Annotated in this window: 16 protein-coding genes, 1 tRNA gene, 1 rRNA gene, 1 other RNA gene and 1 other annotated feature; of the genes, 14 read left to right on the top strand and 5 right to left on the bottom strand. The window is 41.9% G+C overall.

The features are described 5' to 3' along the window. A 5S ribosomal RNA gene (gene rrf, locus SB658_RS28370) occupies positions 1-74 on the top strand; the annotation flags it as partial. 39 nt (positions 75-113) lie between these two features. Here rrf and SB658_RS21790 read toward each other — a convergent pair. After that, positions 114-1,061 carry a YaaC family protein gene (locus SB658_RS21790; RefSeq protein WP_120363231.1) on the bottom strand — a complete coding sequence of 316 codons (948 nt, stop codon included), beginning with the start codon at positions 1,059-1,061 and terminating at the stop codon, positions 114-116. Positions 1,062-1,181: 120 nt separating this feature from the next. On the opposite strand from SB658_RS21790, the gene guaB reads away from it, so the two are divergent. The 6 genes from guaB (at position 1,182) to SB658_RS21760 (ending at position 7,651) form a co-directional block, all read left to right on the top strand. After that, on the top strand, positions 1,182-2,648 hold the full coding sequence (gene guaB / locus SB658_RS21785) for an IMP dehydrogenase (RefSeq protein WP_003226803.1): 1,467 nt from the start codon (positions 1,182-1,184) through the stop codon (positions 2,646-2,648). 152 nt (positions 2,649-2,800) lie between these two features. Further along, positions 2,801-4,132 carry a D-alanyl-D-alanine carboxypeptidase gene (gene dacA / locus SB658_RS21780; protein ID WP_032676922.1) on the top strand — a complete coding sequence of 444 codons (1,332 nt, stop codon included), beginning with the start codon at positions 2,801-2,803 and terminating at the stop codon, positions 4,130-4,132. Between the two features lie 196 nt (positions 4,133-4,328). Beyond that, on the top strand, positions 4,329-5,213 hold the full coding sequence (gene pdxS, locus SB658_RS21775) for a pyridoxal 5'-phosphate synthase lyase subunit PdxS (RefSeq protein WP_003226799.1): 885 nt from the start codon (positions 4,329-4,331) through the stop codon (positions 5,211-5,213). A gap of 21 nt (positions 5,214-5,234) precedes the next feature. Further along, the gene (gene pdxT / locus SB658_RS21770) at positions 5,235-5,825 is read left to right on the top strand and encodes a pyridoxal 5'-phosphate synthase glutaminase subunit PdxT (RefSeq protein ID WP_003226797.1); all 591 of its coding nucleotides are present in this window, start codon (positions 5,235-5,237) and stop codon (positions 5,823-5,825) included. Positions 5,826-5,877: 52 nt separating this feature from the next. Next, positions 5,878-6,090 (top strand) — a binding site (T-box leader). Between the two features lie 56 nt (positions 6,091-6,146). Further along, the gene (gene serS, locus SB658_RS21765) at positions 6,147-7,424 is read left to right on the top strand and encodes a serine--tRNA ligase (RefSeq protein ID WP_032676920.1); all 1,278 of its coding nucleotides are present in this window, start codon (positions 6,147-6,149) and stop codon (positions 7,422-7,424) included. A 134-nt stretch (positions 7,425-7,558) separates the two neighbouring features. Continuing rightward, a tRNA-Ser gene (locus SB658_RS21760) sits at positions 7,559-7,651 on the top strand. A gap of 111 nt (positions 7,652-7,762) precedes the next feature. Here SB658_RS21760 and dck read toward each other — a convergent pair. From dck to SB658_RS21740, 4 genes are all read right to left on the bottom strand, one after another. Further along, positions 7,763-8,416, bottom strand: coding sequence for a deoxyadenosine/deoxycytidine kinase (dck, locus tag SB658_RS21755; protein WP_003226792.1), 654 nt, complete (start codon positions 8,414-8,416; stop codon positions 7,763-7,765). After that, the gene (gene dgk, locus SB658_RS21750; protein WP_003226790.1) at positions 8,413-9,036 is read right to left on the bottom strand and encodes a deoxyguanosine kinase; all 624 of its coding nucleotides are present in this window, start codon (positions 9,034-9,036) and stop codon (positions 8,413-8,415) included. Before dgk ends, dck begins: the two co-directional genes overlap by 4 nt. Positions 9,037-9,134: 98 nt before the next feature. After that, entirely contained in the window at positions 9,135-10,418 is a 1,284-nt protein-coding gene (locus tag SB658_RS21745) for a glycoside hydrolase family 18 protein (protein ID WP_003226788.1), read from the bottom strand. Positions 10,419-10,487: 69 nt separating this feature from the next. Next, positions 10,488-11,033 carry a cysteine hydrolase family protein gene (locus SB658_RS21740; RefSeq protein WP_003226786.1) on the bottom strand — a complete coding sequence of 182 codons (546 nt, stop codon included), beginning with the start codon at positions 11,031-11,033 and terminating at the stop codon, positions 10,488-10,490. A gap of 85 nt (positions 11,034-11,118) precedes the next feature. Here SB658_RS21740 and tadA point away from each other — a divergent pair, with 85 nt between their 5' ends. The 7 genes from tadA to bofA all read left to right on the top strand — a co-directional run bounded on the left by tadA (position 11,119) and on the right by bofA (position 15,302). Next, a complete protein-coding gene (tadA, locus tag SB658_RS21735; RefSeq protein WP_003226784.1) occupies positions 11,119-11,604 on the top strand; it encodes a tRNA adenosine(34) deaminase TadA in 486 nt (161 codons plus the stop codon). Positions 11,605-11,686: 82 nt separating this feature from the next. Continuing rightward, an RNA gene (ffs, locus tag SB658_RS21730) (signal recognition particle sRNA large type) lies at positions 11,687-11,951 on the top strand. Positions 11,952-12,080: 129 nt separating this feature from the next. Then, positions 12,081-13,772: a DNA polymerase III subunit gamma/tau gene (gene dnaX / locus SB658_RS21725; protein WP_029317164.1), complete on the top strand. Its 1,692-nt coding sequence runs from the start codon at positions 12,081-12,083 to the stop codon at positions 13,770-13,772. Positions 13,773-13,795: 23 nt separating this feature from the next. Further along, positions 13,796-14,119, top strand: a complete 324-nt coding sequence (locus tag SB658_RS21720) for a YbaB/EbfC family nucleoid-associated protein (protein WP_003225427.1) — start codon at positions 13,796-13,798, stop codon at positions 14,117-14,119. Positions 14,120-14,133: 14 nt separating this feature from the next. Continuing rightward, positions 14,134-14,730, top strand: a complete 597-nt coding sequence (recR, locus tag SB658_RS21715) for a recombination protein RecR (RefSeq protein ID WP_003225425.1) — start codon at positions 14,134-14,136, stop codon at positions 14,728-14,730. Between the two features lie 17 nt (positions 14,731-14,747). Continuing rightward, positions 14,748-14,972, top strand: a complete 225-nt coding sequence (locus tag SB658_RS21710; protein ID WP_003242387.1) for a YaaL family protein — start codon at positions 14,748-14,750, stop codon at positions 14,970-14,972. Positions 14,973-15,038: 66 nt separating this feature from the next. Further along, a complete protein-coding gene (gene bofA / locus SB658_RS21705; protein ID WP_029726362.1) occupies positions 15,039-15,302 on the top strand; it encodes a sigma-K factor-processing regulator BofA in 264 nt (87 codons plus the stop codon). The last annotated feature ends 277 nt before the right edge of the window (positions 15,303-15,579 follow it).

Genomic DNA, 15,579 nt, shown 5'->3' with positions numbered 1-15,579 from the left:
AACACGGAAGTTAAGCTCTTCAGCGCCGATGGTAGTCGGGGGTTTCCCCCTGTGAGAGTAGGACGCCGCCAAGCAAGTTTAAACCCAGCTCATTGAGCTGGGTTTTTTGTTTGTTAAAAATGAAGAAGAAACTGTGAAGCGTATTTAGGGAATTTCTTTTCTGTTACTAATAAAAACTGCTGAATTAACACGTAGTCATCACTTATATGCTGTGTTAATAACTCATACCACCATTCTGTTTCATACCTTGCAATCATCCCAACGTTGTACAAAATCAAATAATGAATTGTCATTTCGGGAAGCCTCAGAAATTGCTCCCTTTGAGAAGGGATATAATATTGGTTCTTTTCCATGTCAAACAATAAGCTGGTCGATGTCCATGGCTCCTTGTCTTGTGGTGAAATTTCGAACAGCAGCCCGTGTTCATTTTTTTTTGTAAAAGACCATTGATAATGATGGGACATGTATTCAGCAAACCTTGAATCAGACATTTTGTAATTGATTACTACTTCCTCCGGTACAAAAATTTCGTTCTTATCCTTCTCAACTTTTGTCATAAATCGTTCTTTCTGATGAAAGTAGAAAATATCGCTAAGTTCTGGAATGGCCATTAATAATTTATTCATGGTATACCGTTCATCTACTATATCCGATTGTCCGAATAAATGTTTCATAAAATGTATGCATAGGCCATTTCGTTGTATTTTCACTTCATCATCGCTAAAACAATAATTTTGTTTCTTTCGTTTTCTTGTTGTTACGCCATGTGCCAGTACTGATGTATGGCTTGGATAATGAGGATCACGTGTAATTAAGCATGCTTTGATAAGCTGTGCCATTCCATAAAATAAAAGAATCGGTTTGATTTCTAAGGGAGAATATGCGGCTTGTTTATAAAACGATTCGGCATGCTTTAAGAAGTAAATAAACCGTTCACTGTTTTTAAAAGAGTTTTTTTTCGCATCGTCAATACCGTTTAAGGTATAAATCTTTTCTAGAAATTTCTGGGTTGATTCAACGGAGTAAAATAGCGCTAAGTCTTTCCACTCATGATATGTCATGTATATTTCTTAATCCTTTCCGTTATCTAAATATTTCAACTCTTTCCCGCTTCCTTGACATGCTCTTGGCTAGTTGATAATCTACATATAATATTTTGCCGAAAAGAGGGGGATTTACTAATGTGGGAAAGTAAATTTTCAAAAGAAGGCTTAACGTTCGACGATGTGCTGCTTGTACCAGCAAAGTCTGAGGTACTTCCGCGTGATGTGGATTTATCTGTAGAACTTACAAAAACGTTAAAGCTAAATATTCCTGTCATCAGCGCAGGTATGGACACTGTAACAGAATCAGCAATGGCAATTGCAATGGCAAGACAGGGCGGCTTGGGCATCATTCACAAAAATATGTCCATTGAACAGCAGGCTGAACAAGTTGATAAAGTAAAGCGTTCTGAGCGCGGCGTTATCACAAATCCCTTCTTTTTAACTCCTGATCACCAAGTATTTGATGCGGAGCATTTGATGGGGAAATACAGAATTTCCGGTGTTCCGATTGTAAATAACGAAGAAGACCAGAAGCTTGTTGGAATTATAACAAACCGTGACCTTCGTTTTATTTCTGACTACTCAATGAAAATCAGCGACGTCATGACGAAAGAAGAGCTAGTTACTGCATCTGTAGGAACTACTCTGGATGAAGCTGAAAAGATTTTGCAGAAACATAAAATTGAAAAGCTTCCTCTCGTAGATGACCAGAATAAATTAAAAGGTCTTATCACAATTAAAGACATTGAAAAAGTCATTGAGTTCCCGAACTCATCTAAAGACATTCACGGCCGCCTGATCGTTGGCGCGGCAGTTGGTGTAACTGGCGATACAATGACTCGCGTCAAAAAGCTTGTTGAAGCCAATGTTGATGTGATTGTTATCGATACAGCTCACGGACACTCTCAAGGCGTTTTAAACACAGTCACAAAAATCCGTGAAACGTATCCCGAATTAAACATTATTGCTGGAAACGTGGCAACAGCTGAAGCGACAAGAGCGCTTATCGAAGCTGGAGCAGACGTTGTCAAAGTTGGAATAGGGCCTGGTTCAATTTGTACTACACGTGTTGTAGCCGGCGTGGGTGTTCCGCAAATTACAGCAATTTATGATTGTGCGACTGAAGCAAGAAAACACGGCAAAACAATCATCGCCGACGGTGGGATTAAATTCTCTGGCGATATCACTAAAGCATTGGCAGCCGGCGGACATGCTGTTATGCTCGGAAGCTTGCTTGCAGGCACATCAGAAAGCCCTGGTGAAACTGAAATCTACCAAGGCAGAAGATTTAAGGTATACCGCGGCATGGGATCAGTTGCTGCAATGGAAAAAGGAAGTAAAGACCGTTACTTCCAAGAAGAAAACAAAAAATTTGTTCCTGAAGGAATTGAAGGACGCACACCTTACAAAGGACCAGTTGAAGAAACCGTTTATCAGCTAGTCGGAGGCCTTCGTTCTGGTATGGGGTATTGCGGGTCCAAAGATCTGCGTGCGCTAAGAGAAGAAGCTCAGTTCATTCGCATGACAGGCGCAGGACTTCGCGAAAGCCATCCGCATGACGTACAGATTACAAAAGAATCACCTAACTATACAATTTCATAATAAATTGTTACAAATTAAAAACATTTGACAGGGTCTCTGACTCTGTCTATTTTTTTTATACTGATTATGATAAAATTTATACTGTTGTGCATTGAAAATGTCCTTAACGGCTTAATTATAGATGAAGAAAATGAAATACGGAGGTCGTACGATTGAACATCAAGAAATGTAAACAGCTACTGATGTCATTGGTTGTGTTAACTCTAGCTGTCACGTGTCTGGCTCCAATGTCAAAAGCAAAAGCAGCCAGCGATCCAATTGATATCAATGCATCTGCTGCTATTATGATCGAAGCTTCTTCAGGTAAAATTCTTTACAGTAAAAATGCAGATAAGAGACTGCCAATTGCGAGTATGACAAAAATGATGACAGAGTATCTGTTATTGGAAGCAATTGATCAAGGTAAAGTGAAATGGGACCAAACCTATACGCCTGATGACTATGTGTATGAAATTTCCCAAGATAACAGCTTATCAAACGTTCCTCTTCGGAAAGACGGGAAATACACAGTAAAAGAATTATATCAAGCTACAGCAATTTATTCTGCAAATGCTGCTGCTATTGCGATTGCAGAAATCGTTGCCGGTTCTGAAACTAAGTTTGTTGAAAAAATGAATGCAAAAGCAAAAGAACTAGGCTTAACAGATTACAAATTTGTTAACGCAACAGGTCTTGAAAACAAAGATCTTCACGGGCATCAGCCTGAGGGGACAAGCGTAAATGAAGAAAGTGAAGTTTCTGCAAAGGATATGGCGATTCTTGCGGATCACTTGATTACTGATTACCCTGAGATACTGGAGACTTCCAGTATCGCCAAAACGAAATTCAGAGAAGGCACCGATGATGAAATGGACATGCCGAACTGGAATTTTATGCTGAAGGGGCTTGTCAGCGAGTATAAAAAAGCGACTGTAGACGGACTGAAAACAGGTTCTACTGACTCTGCGGGTTCATGCTTTACAGGAACAGCTGAACGCAACGGTATGCGTGTCATCACTGTTGTTTTAAACGCAAAGGGCAACCTTCATACAGGCCGTTTCGATGAAACGAAAAAAATGTTTGATTATGCTTTCGACAATTTCTCCATGAAAGAAATTTATGCTGAAGGCGATCAAGTAAAAGGCCATAAAACAATTTCAGTTGATAAGGGTAAAGAGAAAGAAGTAGGCATTGTGACAAACAAGGCGTTCTCTCTTCCTGTCAAAAATGGTGAAGAAAAGAATTACAAAGCGAAGGTCACACTGAATAAAGACAACTTAACTGCTCCTGTGAAAAAAGGAACCAAGGTTGGGAAGCTGACTGCGGAATACACAGGTGATGAAAAGGATTACGGATTCATTAACAGCGATTTGGCTGGCGTAGACCTTGTTACAAAAGAAAATGTAGAAAAAGCAAACTGGTTTGTTTTGACAATGCGCAGTATCGGCGGATTTTTTGCCGGAATTTGGGGAAGCATTGTTGATACGGTAACCGGCTGGTTTTAATCAATTGAAAGAGCTCTGATGGATGTTAGGGCTCTTTCGCGTAATATACTGAAAAAACCCAATTTTTAATAAAAAATGATTTTCAAAGCGCTAAAAACCGAATAAAATAGTATATATCCATATGAATTATTGGATTTCTAGGATACAATAAGAATTAGAAATCATATAACTATACCTTGATTAGGGGGACCAAGAAATGGCTCAAACAGGTACTGAACGTGTAAAACGCGGAATGGCAGAAATGCAAAAAGGCGGCGTCATCATGGATGTCATCAATGCGGAACAAGCGAAAATCGCTGAAGAAGCTGGAGCTGTCGCTGTAATGGCGCTAGAACGTGTGCCAGCAGATATTCGCGCGGCTGGAGGAGTTGCCCGTATGGCTGACCCTACAATCGTGGAAGAAGTAATGAATGCAGTATCTATCCCGGTAATGGCAAAAGCGCGTATAGGACATATTGTTGAAGCGCGCGTGCTTGAAGCTATGGGTGTTGACTATATTGATGAAAGTGAAGTTCTGACGCCAGCTGACGAAGAATTTCATTTAAATAAAAATGAATACACAGTTCCTTTTGTCTGTGGCTGCCGTGATCTTGGTGAAGCAACACGCCGTATTGCGGAAGGTGCTTCTATGCTTCGCACAAAAGGTGAGCCTGGAACAGGTAATATTGTTGAGGCTGTTCGCCATATGCGCAAAGTTAACGCTCAAGTGCGCAAAGTAGTTGCGATGAGTGAGGATGAACTAATGACAGAAGCGAAAAACCTAGGTGCTCCTTACGAGCTTCTTCTTCAAATTAAAAAAGACGGCAAGCTTCCTGTCGTTAACTTTGCCGCTGGCGGCGTAGCAACTCCAGCTGATGCTGCTCTCATGATGCAGCTCGGTGCTGACGGAGTATTTGTTGGTTCTGGTATTTTCAAATCAGACAACCCTGCTAAATTTGCGAAAGCAATTGTGGAAGCAACAACTCACTTTACTGATTACAAATTGATCTCTGAGTTGTCAAAAGAGCTTGGTACTGCAATGAAAGGGATTGAAATCTCAAACTTACTTCCAGAACAGCGTATGCAAGAACGCGGCTGGTAAGAACATAGGAGCGCTGCTGACATGTTAACAATAGGTGTACTAGGACTTCAAGGAGCAGTTAGAGAGCACATCCATGCGATTGAAGCATGCGGCGCGGCTGGTCTTGTCGTAAAACGTCCGGAGCAGCTGAACGAAGTTGACGGGTTGATTTTGCCAGGCGGTGAGAGCACGACGATGCGCCGTTTGATCGATACGTATCAATTCATGGAGCCGCTTCGTGAATTCGCTGCTCAGGGCAAACCGATGTTTGGAACATGTGCCGGATTAATTATATTAGCAAAAGAAATTGCCGGTTCAGATAATCCTCATTTAGGTCTTCTGAATGTGGTTGTAGAACGTAATTCATTTGGCCGGCAGGTTGACAGCTTTGAAGCTGATTTAACAATTAAAGGCTTGGACGAGCCTTTTACTGGGGTATTCATCCGTGCTCCGCATATTTTAGAAGCTGGTGAAAATGTTGAAGTTCTATCGGAGCATAATGGTCGTATTGTAGCCGCGAAACAGGGGCAATTCCTTGGCTGCTCATTCCATCCGGAGCTGACAGAAGATCACCGAGTGACGCAGCTGTTTGTTGAAATGGTTGAGGAATATAAGCAAAAGGCACTTGTATAAAACAGTTGAAAGCTGTGGAAACTTATAGTACATTATAAGCACAAATAAAGATCGAAAAGCGTTGATAGGAACTAGTAGGGAGCCTCTCTTTCTAAGAGAGCCGATGGTTGGTGCGAATCGGTGAAAGATGCTGTCTGAATCCATCCTTGAGCGAAATGCTGAAGCGAGTAGGCATTTACGGGATAACCGTTATGTTTGAAAGTGGAAAACGAGTCTTTGATTTGTTTTCAATCAGGGTGGCAACGCGAGAGCTCTCGTCCCTTTATGGGGATGAGGGCTCTTTTTATTTTCGATAAATCAATAAAAAAAGGAGTGTTTCGCATGCTTGATACGAAAATGCTGAGAGCAAATTTTCAAGAAATTAAAGCAAAGCTTGTACACAAAGGCGAAGACTTAACTGATTTTGATAAGTTTGAGGCGCTGGATGATAGACGAAGAGAGCTTATCGGCAAGGTTGAAGAGTTAAAAGGAAAACGAAATGAAGTTTCTCAGCAGGTTGCTGTGCTGAAGCGTGAGAAAAAAGACGCGGATCACATTATTAAAGAAATGCGTGAAGTCGGCGAGGAAATTAAAAAGCTCGATGAAGAATTACGGACAGTGGAAGCTGAGCTTGATACAATCCTGCTCTCAATCCCAAATATTCCGCATGAGTCTGTACCTGTCGGTGAAACAGAAGACGACAACGTAGAAGTGCGTAAATGGGGTGAAAAGCCTTCATTTGCTTATGAGCCGAAGCCGCACTGGGATATTGCGGATGAGCTGGGTATTCTGGATTTTGAACGTGCTGCCAAAGTAACAGGAAGCCGTTTCGTGTTCTATAAAGGCTTAGGTGCTCGTCTGGAGCGTGCGCTTTATAACTTTATGCTTGATCTGCATGTGGATGAGTATAACTACACTGAAGTGATCCCGCCATATATGGTAAACCGCGCAAGCATGACGGGAACGGGGCAGCTTCCTAAATTTGAAGAGGATGCATTTAAAATCAGAGAAGAAGATTATTTCTTAATTCCAACGGCGGAAGTGCCGATTACAAACATGCATCGCGATGAAATCCTTTCAGGTGACAGCCTGCCGATCAACTATGCGGCATTCAGTGCTTGCTTCCGTTCTGAAGCTGGTTCAGCAGGACGTGACACACGCGGATTAATTCGTCAGCACCAATTTAATAAAGTTGAGCTTGTAAAGTTTGTGAAGCCTGAAGATTCTTATGAAGAATTAGAGAAGCTTACAAACCAAGCAGAACGGGTTCTTCAGCTGCTTGAGCTTCCATACCGTGTCATGAGCATGTGTACGGGTGACTTAGGCTTTACGGCTGCGAAAAAATACGATATCGAAGTTTGGATTCCAAGCCAAGACACATATCGAGAAATCTCTTCTTGCAGCAACTTCGAAGCGTTCCAGGCGAGACGTGCGAATATTCGTTTCAGACGTGAAGCGAAAGGCAAGCCTGAGCATGTACACACACTGAACGGTTCAGGACTGGCGGTTGGAAGAACAGTTGCCGCAATCTTAGAAAATTATCAGCAGGAAGACGGAAGCGTTGTGATTCCGAAAGTGCTTCGTCCTTATATGGGGAGTAGAGAAGTAATAAAACCGTAAATTATGGAAAGGCGTGCCTGACAAGGTGCGCCTTTTTGCTTATGTAAACATGGCATTTTCATAAAAACAAAAAAAGTTTTTAAAAATGCTTGACCACACGAGAACATACGTGATATAGTAGGTCTTGTCGATACGGAGGAATACCCAAGTCCGGCTGAAGGGATCGGTCTTGAAAACCGACAGGGGTGTCAAAGCCCGCGGGGGTTCGAATCCCTCTTCCTCCGCCATATTGATTTTAATTCTAATGAAACACAAGCATATATTGGAGATTGTTTTGTCCGTTGCATTCGGTGCGGCGGATTTTTTATTTTAAAGAAAAAGTGAATCTCGACTGAGATTCACTTTTTTTGATTATCATGAATAACTGAAGCAATTTGATCTACAATATTTTCAATCGAGTTTTCGTCGTTCAGAAGATCATAATCTTCAATGCGAAGTTTTAAAACAGGACAGGCATTAAAACCGCTTATCCAGTTCTCGTAGCGTGTATGCATTTCTTCCCAATAAGACCTGCTTGTCTGAAGCTCCATCTCGCGGCCGCGTTGTTCAATCCGGTTTAAAATGTTCTCCAGATCTCCTTCTAAATAGATCAACACATCTGGGTGTGGGAAATACGGTGTCATCACCATTGCTTCGAAAAGGCTTGTGTAAGTCTTATAATCAACCTTTGACATTGTCCCTTTATCAGCATGCATTTTTGCGAAAATTCCTGTATCTTCATAAATCGAACGATCCTGTACAAAACCTCCGCCGGCTTCAAAAATTGTTTTCTGTTCTTTGAAGCGTTCAGCTAAGAAATAAATTTGAAGGTGAAAGCTCCAACGTTCAAAATCATGATAGAACTTTTCCAAGTATGGATTATGATCGACTTCCTCCAAAGATGTTTTAAATCCAAGCCGTTTAGCTAAAGTTTTTGTTAAAGTCGATTTTCCGACACCTACTGTTCCTGCTACTGTAATAATTGAATTCTTAGGGATATGATGTTCCTTCATACGATAAGCTCCTTTACATGGGCGGCAATGCGTTCAAAGTCGCTCTTATTCAAAACGAAATCCTTTGAATCACCATCTACGGTTAACACTGTAAGTTCAGGGTCTGCTTCCTGCAGCTGCTTGATGGCGACTTCATAATCTGAAATCAGCTGCTCCAAATAGCTAGTTTCAATTTTTTTCTCAAAGGGGCGCCCGCGTTTTTCAATGCGGTGTAGCAATGTAGGCAGACTGGCCTTTATGTAAATGATGAAATTCGGCTTTGGCAGATCATCCGTTAGCAGGTGATATATCTTTTTGTATTTTTCCAGCTGATGTGGAGACAAGGTGCGTTCCGCAAAAATCACATTTTTATAAATATGATAATCAGCTATTACAGGCTGTCCCTTTTTTAAAAAGTGATCACTGGTGTCTTCAAGCTGTTTGTATCTGTGACAAAGAAAAAACATCTCGAGCTGGAAGCTCCATTCCTCTATATTGTCATAAAACTTATCAAGGTACGGGTTATCCTCTACAATCTCATTGATCATAGGGAATCCGAACTCTTGTGAGAGCATCGTTGCGAGAGTTGTTTTTCCTGCCCCGATAGGACCTTCTATTGCAATAAAAGGGGCTGTATTCATCGGAATCCTCCTTATATCTGAAAAACGTGCGTCAGTTACCGACCTTCATATTGTATCACAACCCTTGGGTGCCCCCATGAAAAAAAGACGTTTCCAAATTATCGAAACGTCTTTTTGACAACATTAAATTGATCAGACAGCAGCAGCCAGTTTTGTGGAAAGGAAAGACCCAGCTTCCAATAGCTGATGCCTCTTAAATTCAGCTCTTTAATCAGATTGAATTTTGCTTGAATCGAGCGGGCATCCTCGAACCATACCTCGTGCCTTCTGTTTTCTGCATCAGTATAGCGGAAGAAAGGAGCTTGAGCGGTTTGGTCATACTGAATGGAAGCATTGTTCTGATCAGCTATGACAATGGCTTGCTGAGGGCTTACTGCTCTTGCTGGAGTTCCCCCTGCTGTATATGGCAGCGTCCAGTCATATCCATATAAATTCTGGCCCATGACAATTTTGTTCGCAGGCATTTCAGTCAAAGCATATTCTATGACATCACGGACAGGTCCAATTGGAGAAACCGCTTGAGGCGGCCCGCCGCTATAGCCCCATTCATATGTCATGAGAACAACAAAGTCGACAATTTGGCCATGCGCCCTGTAATCATGAGCTTCATACCATCTGCCCTGCTGTGTTGCACTTGTTTTAGGAGCAAGAGCCGTAGAAATTTCTAAGCCCTCTCGATGAAAAAGATCCCTTGCTTCGCGGAGAAATTGATTATAGGCCTCTCTATCCTGGGGCCGCAAATATTCAAAGTCGAAATGAATGTCACGGAAGCCATATCTCTTGGCATTCTCCACTATTTCATTTAGAAGCCTTCTTTTTACAGTTTCGTCGTTCAAAAGGATCCGGCCAAGTTCATCACTAAATGCCTGGTTTTCTAGGTTCGTTATAATCATCATCAATGTTGTATTTTGACTTTCTGTAATGCTCCTTAAATTCGTTAAAGGCGGTGCGACTAAGGTTCCGTTCCGCTGTGCCTGGAAGCTGAATGCGCCAAGGTACGTTAAGTAGGGCGACGCTTCTCTGGCCGCCTGCTGGAGATTTTCGCTGACTTGATTTCCTCGGGGCTCCAAATAAGCATTTGATTCGATGTCTCGTTTAGGAGCTGGAGGGATGTATAAACGGAAACCAATCTGAAGCACGGTATTTAACTGGATGCGGTTAACCCTTGCGAGCTCGGCTGCTGTTGTATTGAACTGCCGGGCGATGGATGTCAGGGTATCACCTCGCTTCACATCATAGAACTGGCCGGCTATTGGAATGACAATGGTTTGTCCGACAACAAGGCTGTCGGGATTCGGTATTTCATTCGTTTCAGTGATCTCATTTGCGGTTGTTCTGTATTGTGAAGCGATAGCAGAAAGAGTGTCGCCTTGTTTTACCACATAAATTTGAATGAAAAACGCCTCCTTTCATATCGCTATCAATGTATGAAAGAAAAGCGCTGATCATGTTTATTTTTCTGTAATTTGTTCTTCCGTCGTAATTTCTGCGAAAAGAACATTCTCCATCATAGTTAAGGCGAATTCGTTATCTTCGTCACTGTTTGACGCGATACAGTCCTTAGGAATCGTGATGCTGTATTCCCTCATATAAGCGTCATTAGCGGTAAACAGCACACATATATTGCCGGCTATACCTGTTAAGATAATATGTCTCACCTGCAACTCAGTAAGAAGGGTGTGAAGTGCAGTTTCGTAGAAAGCGGAATGTTTTGGTTTGATTAAAAAATAATCAGCATCTTCCGGGGCTATCTTAGTGATGATATCCTTGCTTCTTTCATTTGTGCATTCTTGCTGAATGTTTTTAATGTCAGCTTGCCAAAGTCCATAATGATCATTGATGTAAATAATCGGCCATTCATTTTGTCTCGCGTGCTCCTTTAATGATAAAATATGAGGAACGATTTTTTCTGTTTTTTTAGCGAGGGTTTCTCCCATATCGAATTCAAAATTATTGATCATGTCTACAATGAGAAGGGCTGTATCTGCTTTGGACAATCGACAGTCTCCTTTCCGTTTCAGTTATAGTTAATATGTAGCCTTTTTAGGCAATGAAAAAACTTTGAAAAGAGAGCTTATCCTTATGACACAAGATGAACTTTATATGAAAGAAGCAATTAAAGAAGCGAAAAAGGCTGAAGAGAAAGGTGAAGTGCCAATAGGTGCGGTGCTTGTCGTTAATGATGAAATTATAGCGCGTGCACATAATTTAAGAGAGACTGAGCAACGATCTATTGCCCATGCAGAAATGCTTGTGATTGATGAAGCGTGTAAGGCACTGGGAACATGGCGGCTGGAAGGTGCGACTCTTTATGTGACGCTTGAGCCTTGTCCAATGTGTGCTGGTGCAGTCGTACTTTCTCGAGTGGAAAAAGTGGTTTTTGGCGCATTTGATCCGAAAGGCGGCTGTTCAGGCACGCTAATGAACCTTCTCCAGGAGGAACGCTTTAATCATCAGGCTGAAGTGGTGAGCGGTGTACTTGAGGAAGAATGCGGCGGAATGCTCAGTGCGTTTTTCAGAGAACTAAGAAAAAAGAAGAAAGCTGCCAGGAAAAACTTGTCTGAATAGTACGGTTGCAATTTTTAGGGGAAACAGATATACTTAAGTGTGCATCGTAATAGATGCAACATAAAATTTGATATTTATTTTGCCGTGCTAAGCGGGGAGGTAGCGGTGCCCTGTACCTGCAATCCGCTCTAGCAGGGCCGAATCCCTTCTCGAGGTTCGTTTACTTTAAGGCCTGCCTTAAGTAAGTGGTGTTGACGTTTGGGTCCTGCGCAATGGGAATTCATGAACCATGTCAGGTCCGGAAGGAAGCAGCATTAAGTGAAACCTCTCATGTGCCGCAGGGTTGCCTGGGCCGAGCTAACTGCTTAAGTAACGCTTAGGGTAGCGAATCGACAGAAGGTGCACGGTAAATCAATCATCAAATTTTCAGACTCACCTAATATTAGGTGAGTTTTTTGTTATGTAAAAAGAGCTTTTGGAATCGAAACAAGGTTCATGTATAATGGGAATGATGAATAACGGAGGAGGGCAAACCCGTGAGTTACCAAGCTTTATATCGAGTATTCAGGCCTCAGCGCTTTGAAGATGTGGTCGGACAAGAACACATTACAAAAACGCTGCAAAATGCCCTTTTGCAAAAAAAGTTTTCTCACGCCTATCTGTTTTCCGGGCCAAGAGGAACCGGAAAAACCAGTGCAGCCAAAATATTTGCTAAGGCTGTCAACTGTGAACATGCTCCTGTTGATGAGCCATGCAACGAATGTGCGGCCTGTAAAGGGATAACAAACGGGTCAATATCCGATGTCATAGAAATTGACGCCGCTTCTAATAACGGTGTTGATGAGATTCGTGACATTCGCGATAAAGTGAAGTTTGCCCCGTCGGCCGTCACATATAAGGTATATATCATAGATGAGGTGCATATGCTTTCTATCGGCGCTTTTAATGCATTACTAAAAACATTAGAAGAGCCGCCTGAGCATTGTATTTTCATATTAGCAACAACTGAACCACACAAAATTCCTTTAACCATTATCTCTAGATGTCAGCGTTTTGACTTTAAACGAATTACCTCCCAGGCGATTGTAGGCCGCATGAATAAAATTGTTGATGCTGAACAGCTGCAAGTGGAGGAAGGATCGCTGGATATCATCGCGAGTGCTGCAGACGGAGGGATGAGGGATGCCCTGAGCCTTCTTGATCAGGCCATATCATTCAGCGGCGATATCCTGAAAGTCGAAGATGCGCTTTTAATTACGGGTGCTGTTTCTCAATTATATATCGGGAAGCTTGCACAATCCCTGCATGATAAAAACGTTTCTGACGCACTGGAAACATTAAATGAATTGCTTCAGCAAGGAAAAGATCCAGCTAAGCTGATAGAAGATATGATTTTCTATTTCAGGGACATGCTGCTGTACAAAACAGCCCCTGGCTTAGAGGGAGTTCTTGAGAAAGTAAAAGTTGATGAAACGTTCCGGGAACTAAGTGAACAAATTCCGGCTCAGGCCCTATATGAAATGATTGATATTCTGAACAAGAGCCATCAGGAAATGAAATGGACAAATCATCCGCGTATCTTTTTCGAAGTGGCCGTTGTGAAGATTTGCCAAACCTCACATCAATCTGCTGCTGATCTCCCGGAAGTGGATATGCTGATGAAAAAAATCCAGCAGCTCGAACAGGAAGTAGAGCGGCTCAAAACAACGGGCATAAAAGCAGCTGCGGAAAGCCCGAAAAAAGAAGCGCCGCGTGTGCCAAAGGGCGGGAAATCCAATTACAAAGCGCCAGTAGGCAGAATTCATGAGATTTTGAAGGAAGCCACAAGACCGGATCTTGATCTGCTCAGAAACAGTTGGGGCAAGCTTCTTGCTCATCTCAAACAGCAAAACAAAGTATCACATGCCGCTTTGCTGAATGACAGTGAACCTGTGGCTGCCGGATCGGCGGCATTTGTTCTGAAATTCAAATATGAAATTCATTGTAAAATGGTCGCTGAGGATAACAACGGAGTCCGGACTAATCTTGAGCAGATTTTAGAATCGATGCTCGGAAAAAGAATGGATTTGATTGGCGTTCCAGAAGCACAATGGGGTAAAATAAGAGAAGAATTTTTAGAAGATCATCAGCAGGAAAATGAAGGATCAAATGAACCGGCTGAAGAAGACCCGCTTATTGCCGAAGCGAAAAAGCTTGTTGGAGCGGATTTAATTGAAATAAAAGACTAACAAAATGAAAGAGAGTGAATGCTATGCGTGGCGGAATGGGTAATATGCAAAAAATGATGAAACAAATGCAAAAAATGCAAAAGGACATGGCGAAGGCTCAAGAAGAGCTTGCAGAAAAGGTTGTTGAAGGAACTGCAGGCGGCGGTATGGTAACAGTAAAAGCAAACGGCCAAAAAGAAATCCTGGATGTTATCATCAAAGAAGAAGTCGTTGATCCTGAAGATATTGATATGCTTCAAGATTTAGTGCTTGCTGCAACGAATGAAGCTTTGAAAAAAGTTGACGAAATCACAAACGAAACAATGGGTCAATTTACAAAGGGAATGAACATGCCAGGTTTATTCTAGGGGGATAAAAGAACATGCAATATCCTGAACCAATATCAAAGCTGATTGACAGCTTTATGAAATTGCCAGGGATCGGACCGAAAACAGCGGTTCGTCTGGCTTTTTTTGTTCTAGGTATGAAAGAAGATGTAGTATTAGATTTTGCGAAAGCATTAGTAAATGCGAAACGCAACCTGACATATTGTTCAGTTTGCGGGCATATTACAGATCAGGACCCTTGCTATATATGTGAAGATACGCGCAGGGATAAGTCTGTTATCTGTGTTGTGCAAGACCCTAAGGATGTTATCGCTATGGAGAAAATGAAGGAATACAACGGACAGTATCACGTTCTTCACGGCGCTATTTCTCCAATGGACGGCATTGGACCGGAGGATATTAAAATACCAGAATTGTTAAAACGATTACAGGATGATCAAGTGACAGAAGTGATCCTCGCGACAAACCCTAATATAGAAGGGGAAGCAACGGCGATGTATATATCAAGGCTCCTCAAGCCGTCTGGTATTAAGCTCTCCCGTATTGCCCACGGACTGCCCGTCGGCGGTGACTTGGAATATGCTGACGAGGTCACTCTTTCTAAAGCACTTGAAGGAAGACGTGAATTGTAAGGAGGAAAAAGCGATCCATGGGTTTTCTTCGCAAGAAAACATTAAGAAGAGAGTTTGATGAAAAACTAACCGAGCAGCTTTTTAAGCAAAAGGAAGAGTGGAACAGGCAAAAAAAGCTGGTCGAAAAAAGCTTAGAACCGTCTGCTGAAGTGTTATACGAACTGAAAGTAGCTGAAGCGAAGTATTTTTTTTACTTAAGGGAAGCGAAGCAGCGAAATTTAAAAATCAGCCGGTGGAAGTAAGTGGTCTAAACTCCTGGATCTTCTCATAAGCTTGTACTAGAACAAGCGAAGGAGATGAGAAGATTCATGGAGCCTATTTTTATTATTGGGATTATTTTAGGACTGGTTATTCTTCTTTTTTTATCAGGTTCAACTGCGAAGCCTTTAAAGTGGATGGGCATCACAGCTGTTAAATTTGTGGCAGGTGCTTTGCTGCTGGTTTGTGTAAATATGTTTGGCGGCAGTCTTGGCATTCATGTGCCGATTAATCTGGTTACAACAGCTATCAGCGGAATTTTAGGGATACCCGGAATAGCTGCGTTAGTCGTTATTAAGCAATTTATCATTTAATTGATATTATGTATTGACTTAGACAACTGAAGGTGTTATTCTAATATACGTCGCTGATGACGAACAGCTTTTTTGAAAAGGAAATGCTAAAAAGTTGTTGACAGTAGCGGCGGTAAATGTTATGATAATAAAGTCGCTTAAACGAGCGGTAAACAAAGTTCTTTGAAAACTAAACAAGACAAAATGTACCTGTTAATTCATTTTTATAAATCGCACAGCGATGTGCGTAGTCAGTCAAACTACTTTATCGGAGAGTTTGATCCTGGCTCAGGACGAA

Origin of the sequence: Bacillus sp. SIMBA_008 (genome assembly GCF_046535495.1) — a bacterium.
Lineage (GTDB): Bacteria > Bacillota > Bacilli > Bacillales > Bacillaceae > Bacillus > Bacillus subtilis.
This window is presented reverse-complemented; position numbering and strand designations above follow the sequence as displayed.

Coding starts and splice junctions, on each gene's coding strand:
- guaB (WP_003226803.1), top strand. CDS start 1,182: ATGTGGGAAAGTAAATTTTCAAAAGAAGGCTTAACGTTCGACGATGTG.
- serS (WP_032676920.1), top strand. CDS start 6,147: ATGCTTGATACGAAAATGCTGAGAGCAAATTTTCAAGAAATTAAAGCA.
- pdxT (WP_003226797.1), top strand. CDS start 5,235: ATGTTAACAATAGGTGTACTAGGACTTCAAGGAGCAGTTAGAGAGCAC.
- dck (WP_003226792.1), bottom strand. CDS start 8,416: ATGAAGGAACATCATATCCCTAAGAATTCAATTATTACAGTAGCAGGA.
- recR (WP_003225425.1), top strand. CDS start 14,134: ATGCAATATCCTGAACCAATATCAAAGCTGATTGACAGCTTTATGAAA.
- SB658_RS21790 (WP_120363231.1), bottom strand. CDS start 1,061: ATGACATATCATGAGTGGAAAGACTTAGCGCTATTTTACTCCGTTGAA.
- SB658_RS21710 (WP_003242387.1), top strand. CDS start 14,748: ATGGGTTTTCTTCGCAAGAAAACATTAAGAAGAGAGTTTGATGAAAAA.
- pdxS (WP_003226799.1), top strand. CDS start 4,329: ATGGCTCAAACAGGTACTGAACGTGTAAAACGCGGAATGGCAGAAATG.
- dgk (WP_003226790.1), bottom strand. CDS start 9,036: ATGAATACAGCCCCTTTTATTGCAATAGAAGGTCCTATCGGGGCAGGA.
- bofA (WP_029726362.1), top strand. CDS start 15,039: ATGGAGCCTATTTTTATTATTGGGATTATTTTAGGACTGGTTATTCTT.
- tadA (WP_003226784.1), top strand. CDS start 11,119: ATGACACAAGATGAACTTTATATGAAAGAAGCAATTAAAGAAGCGAAA.
- SB658_RS21720 (WP_003225427.1), top strand. CDS start 13,796: ATGCGTGGCGGAATGGGTAATATGCAAAAAATGATGAAACAAATGCAA.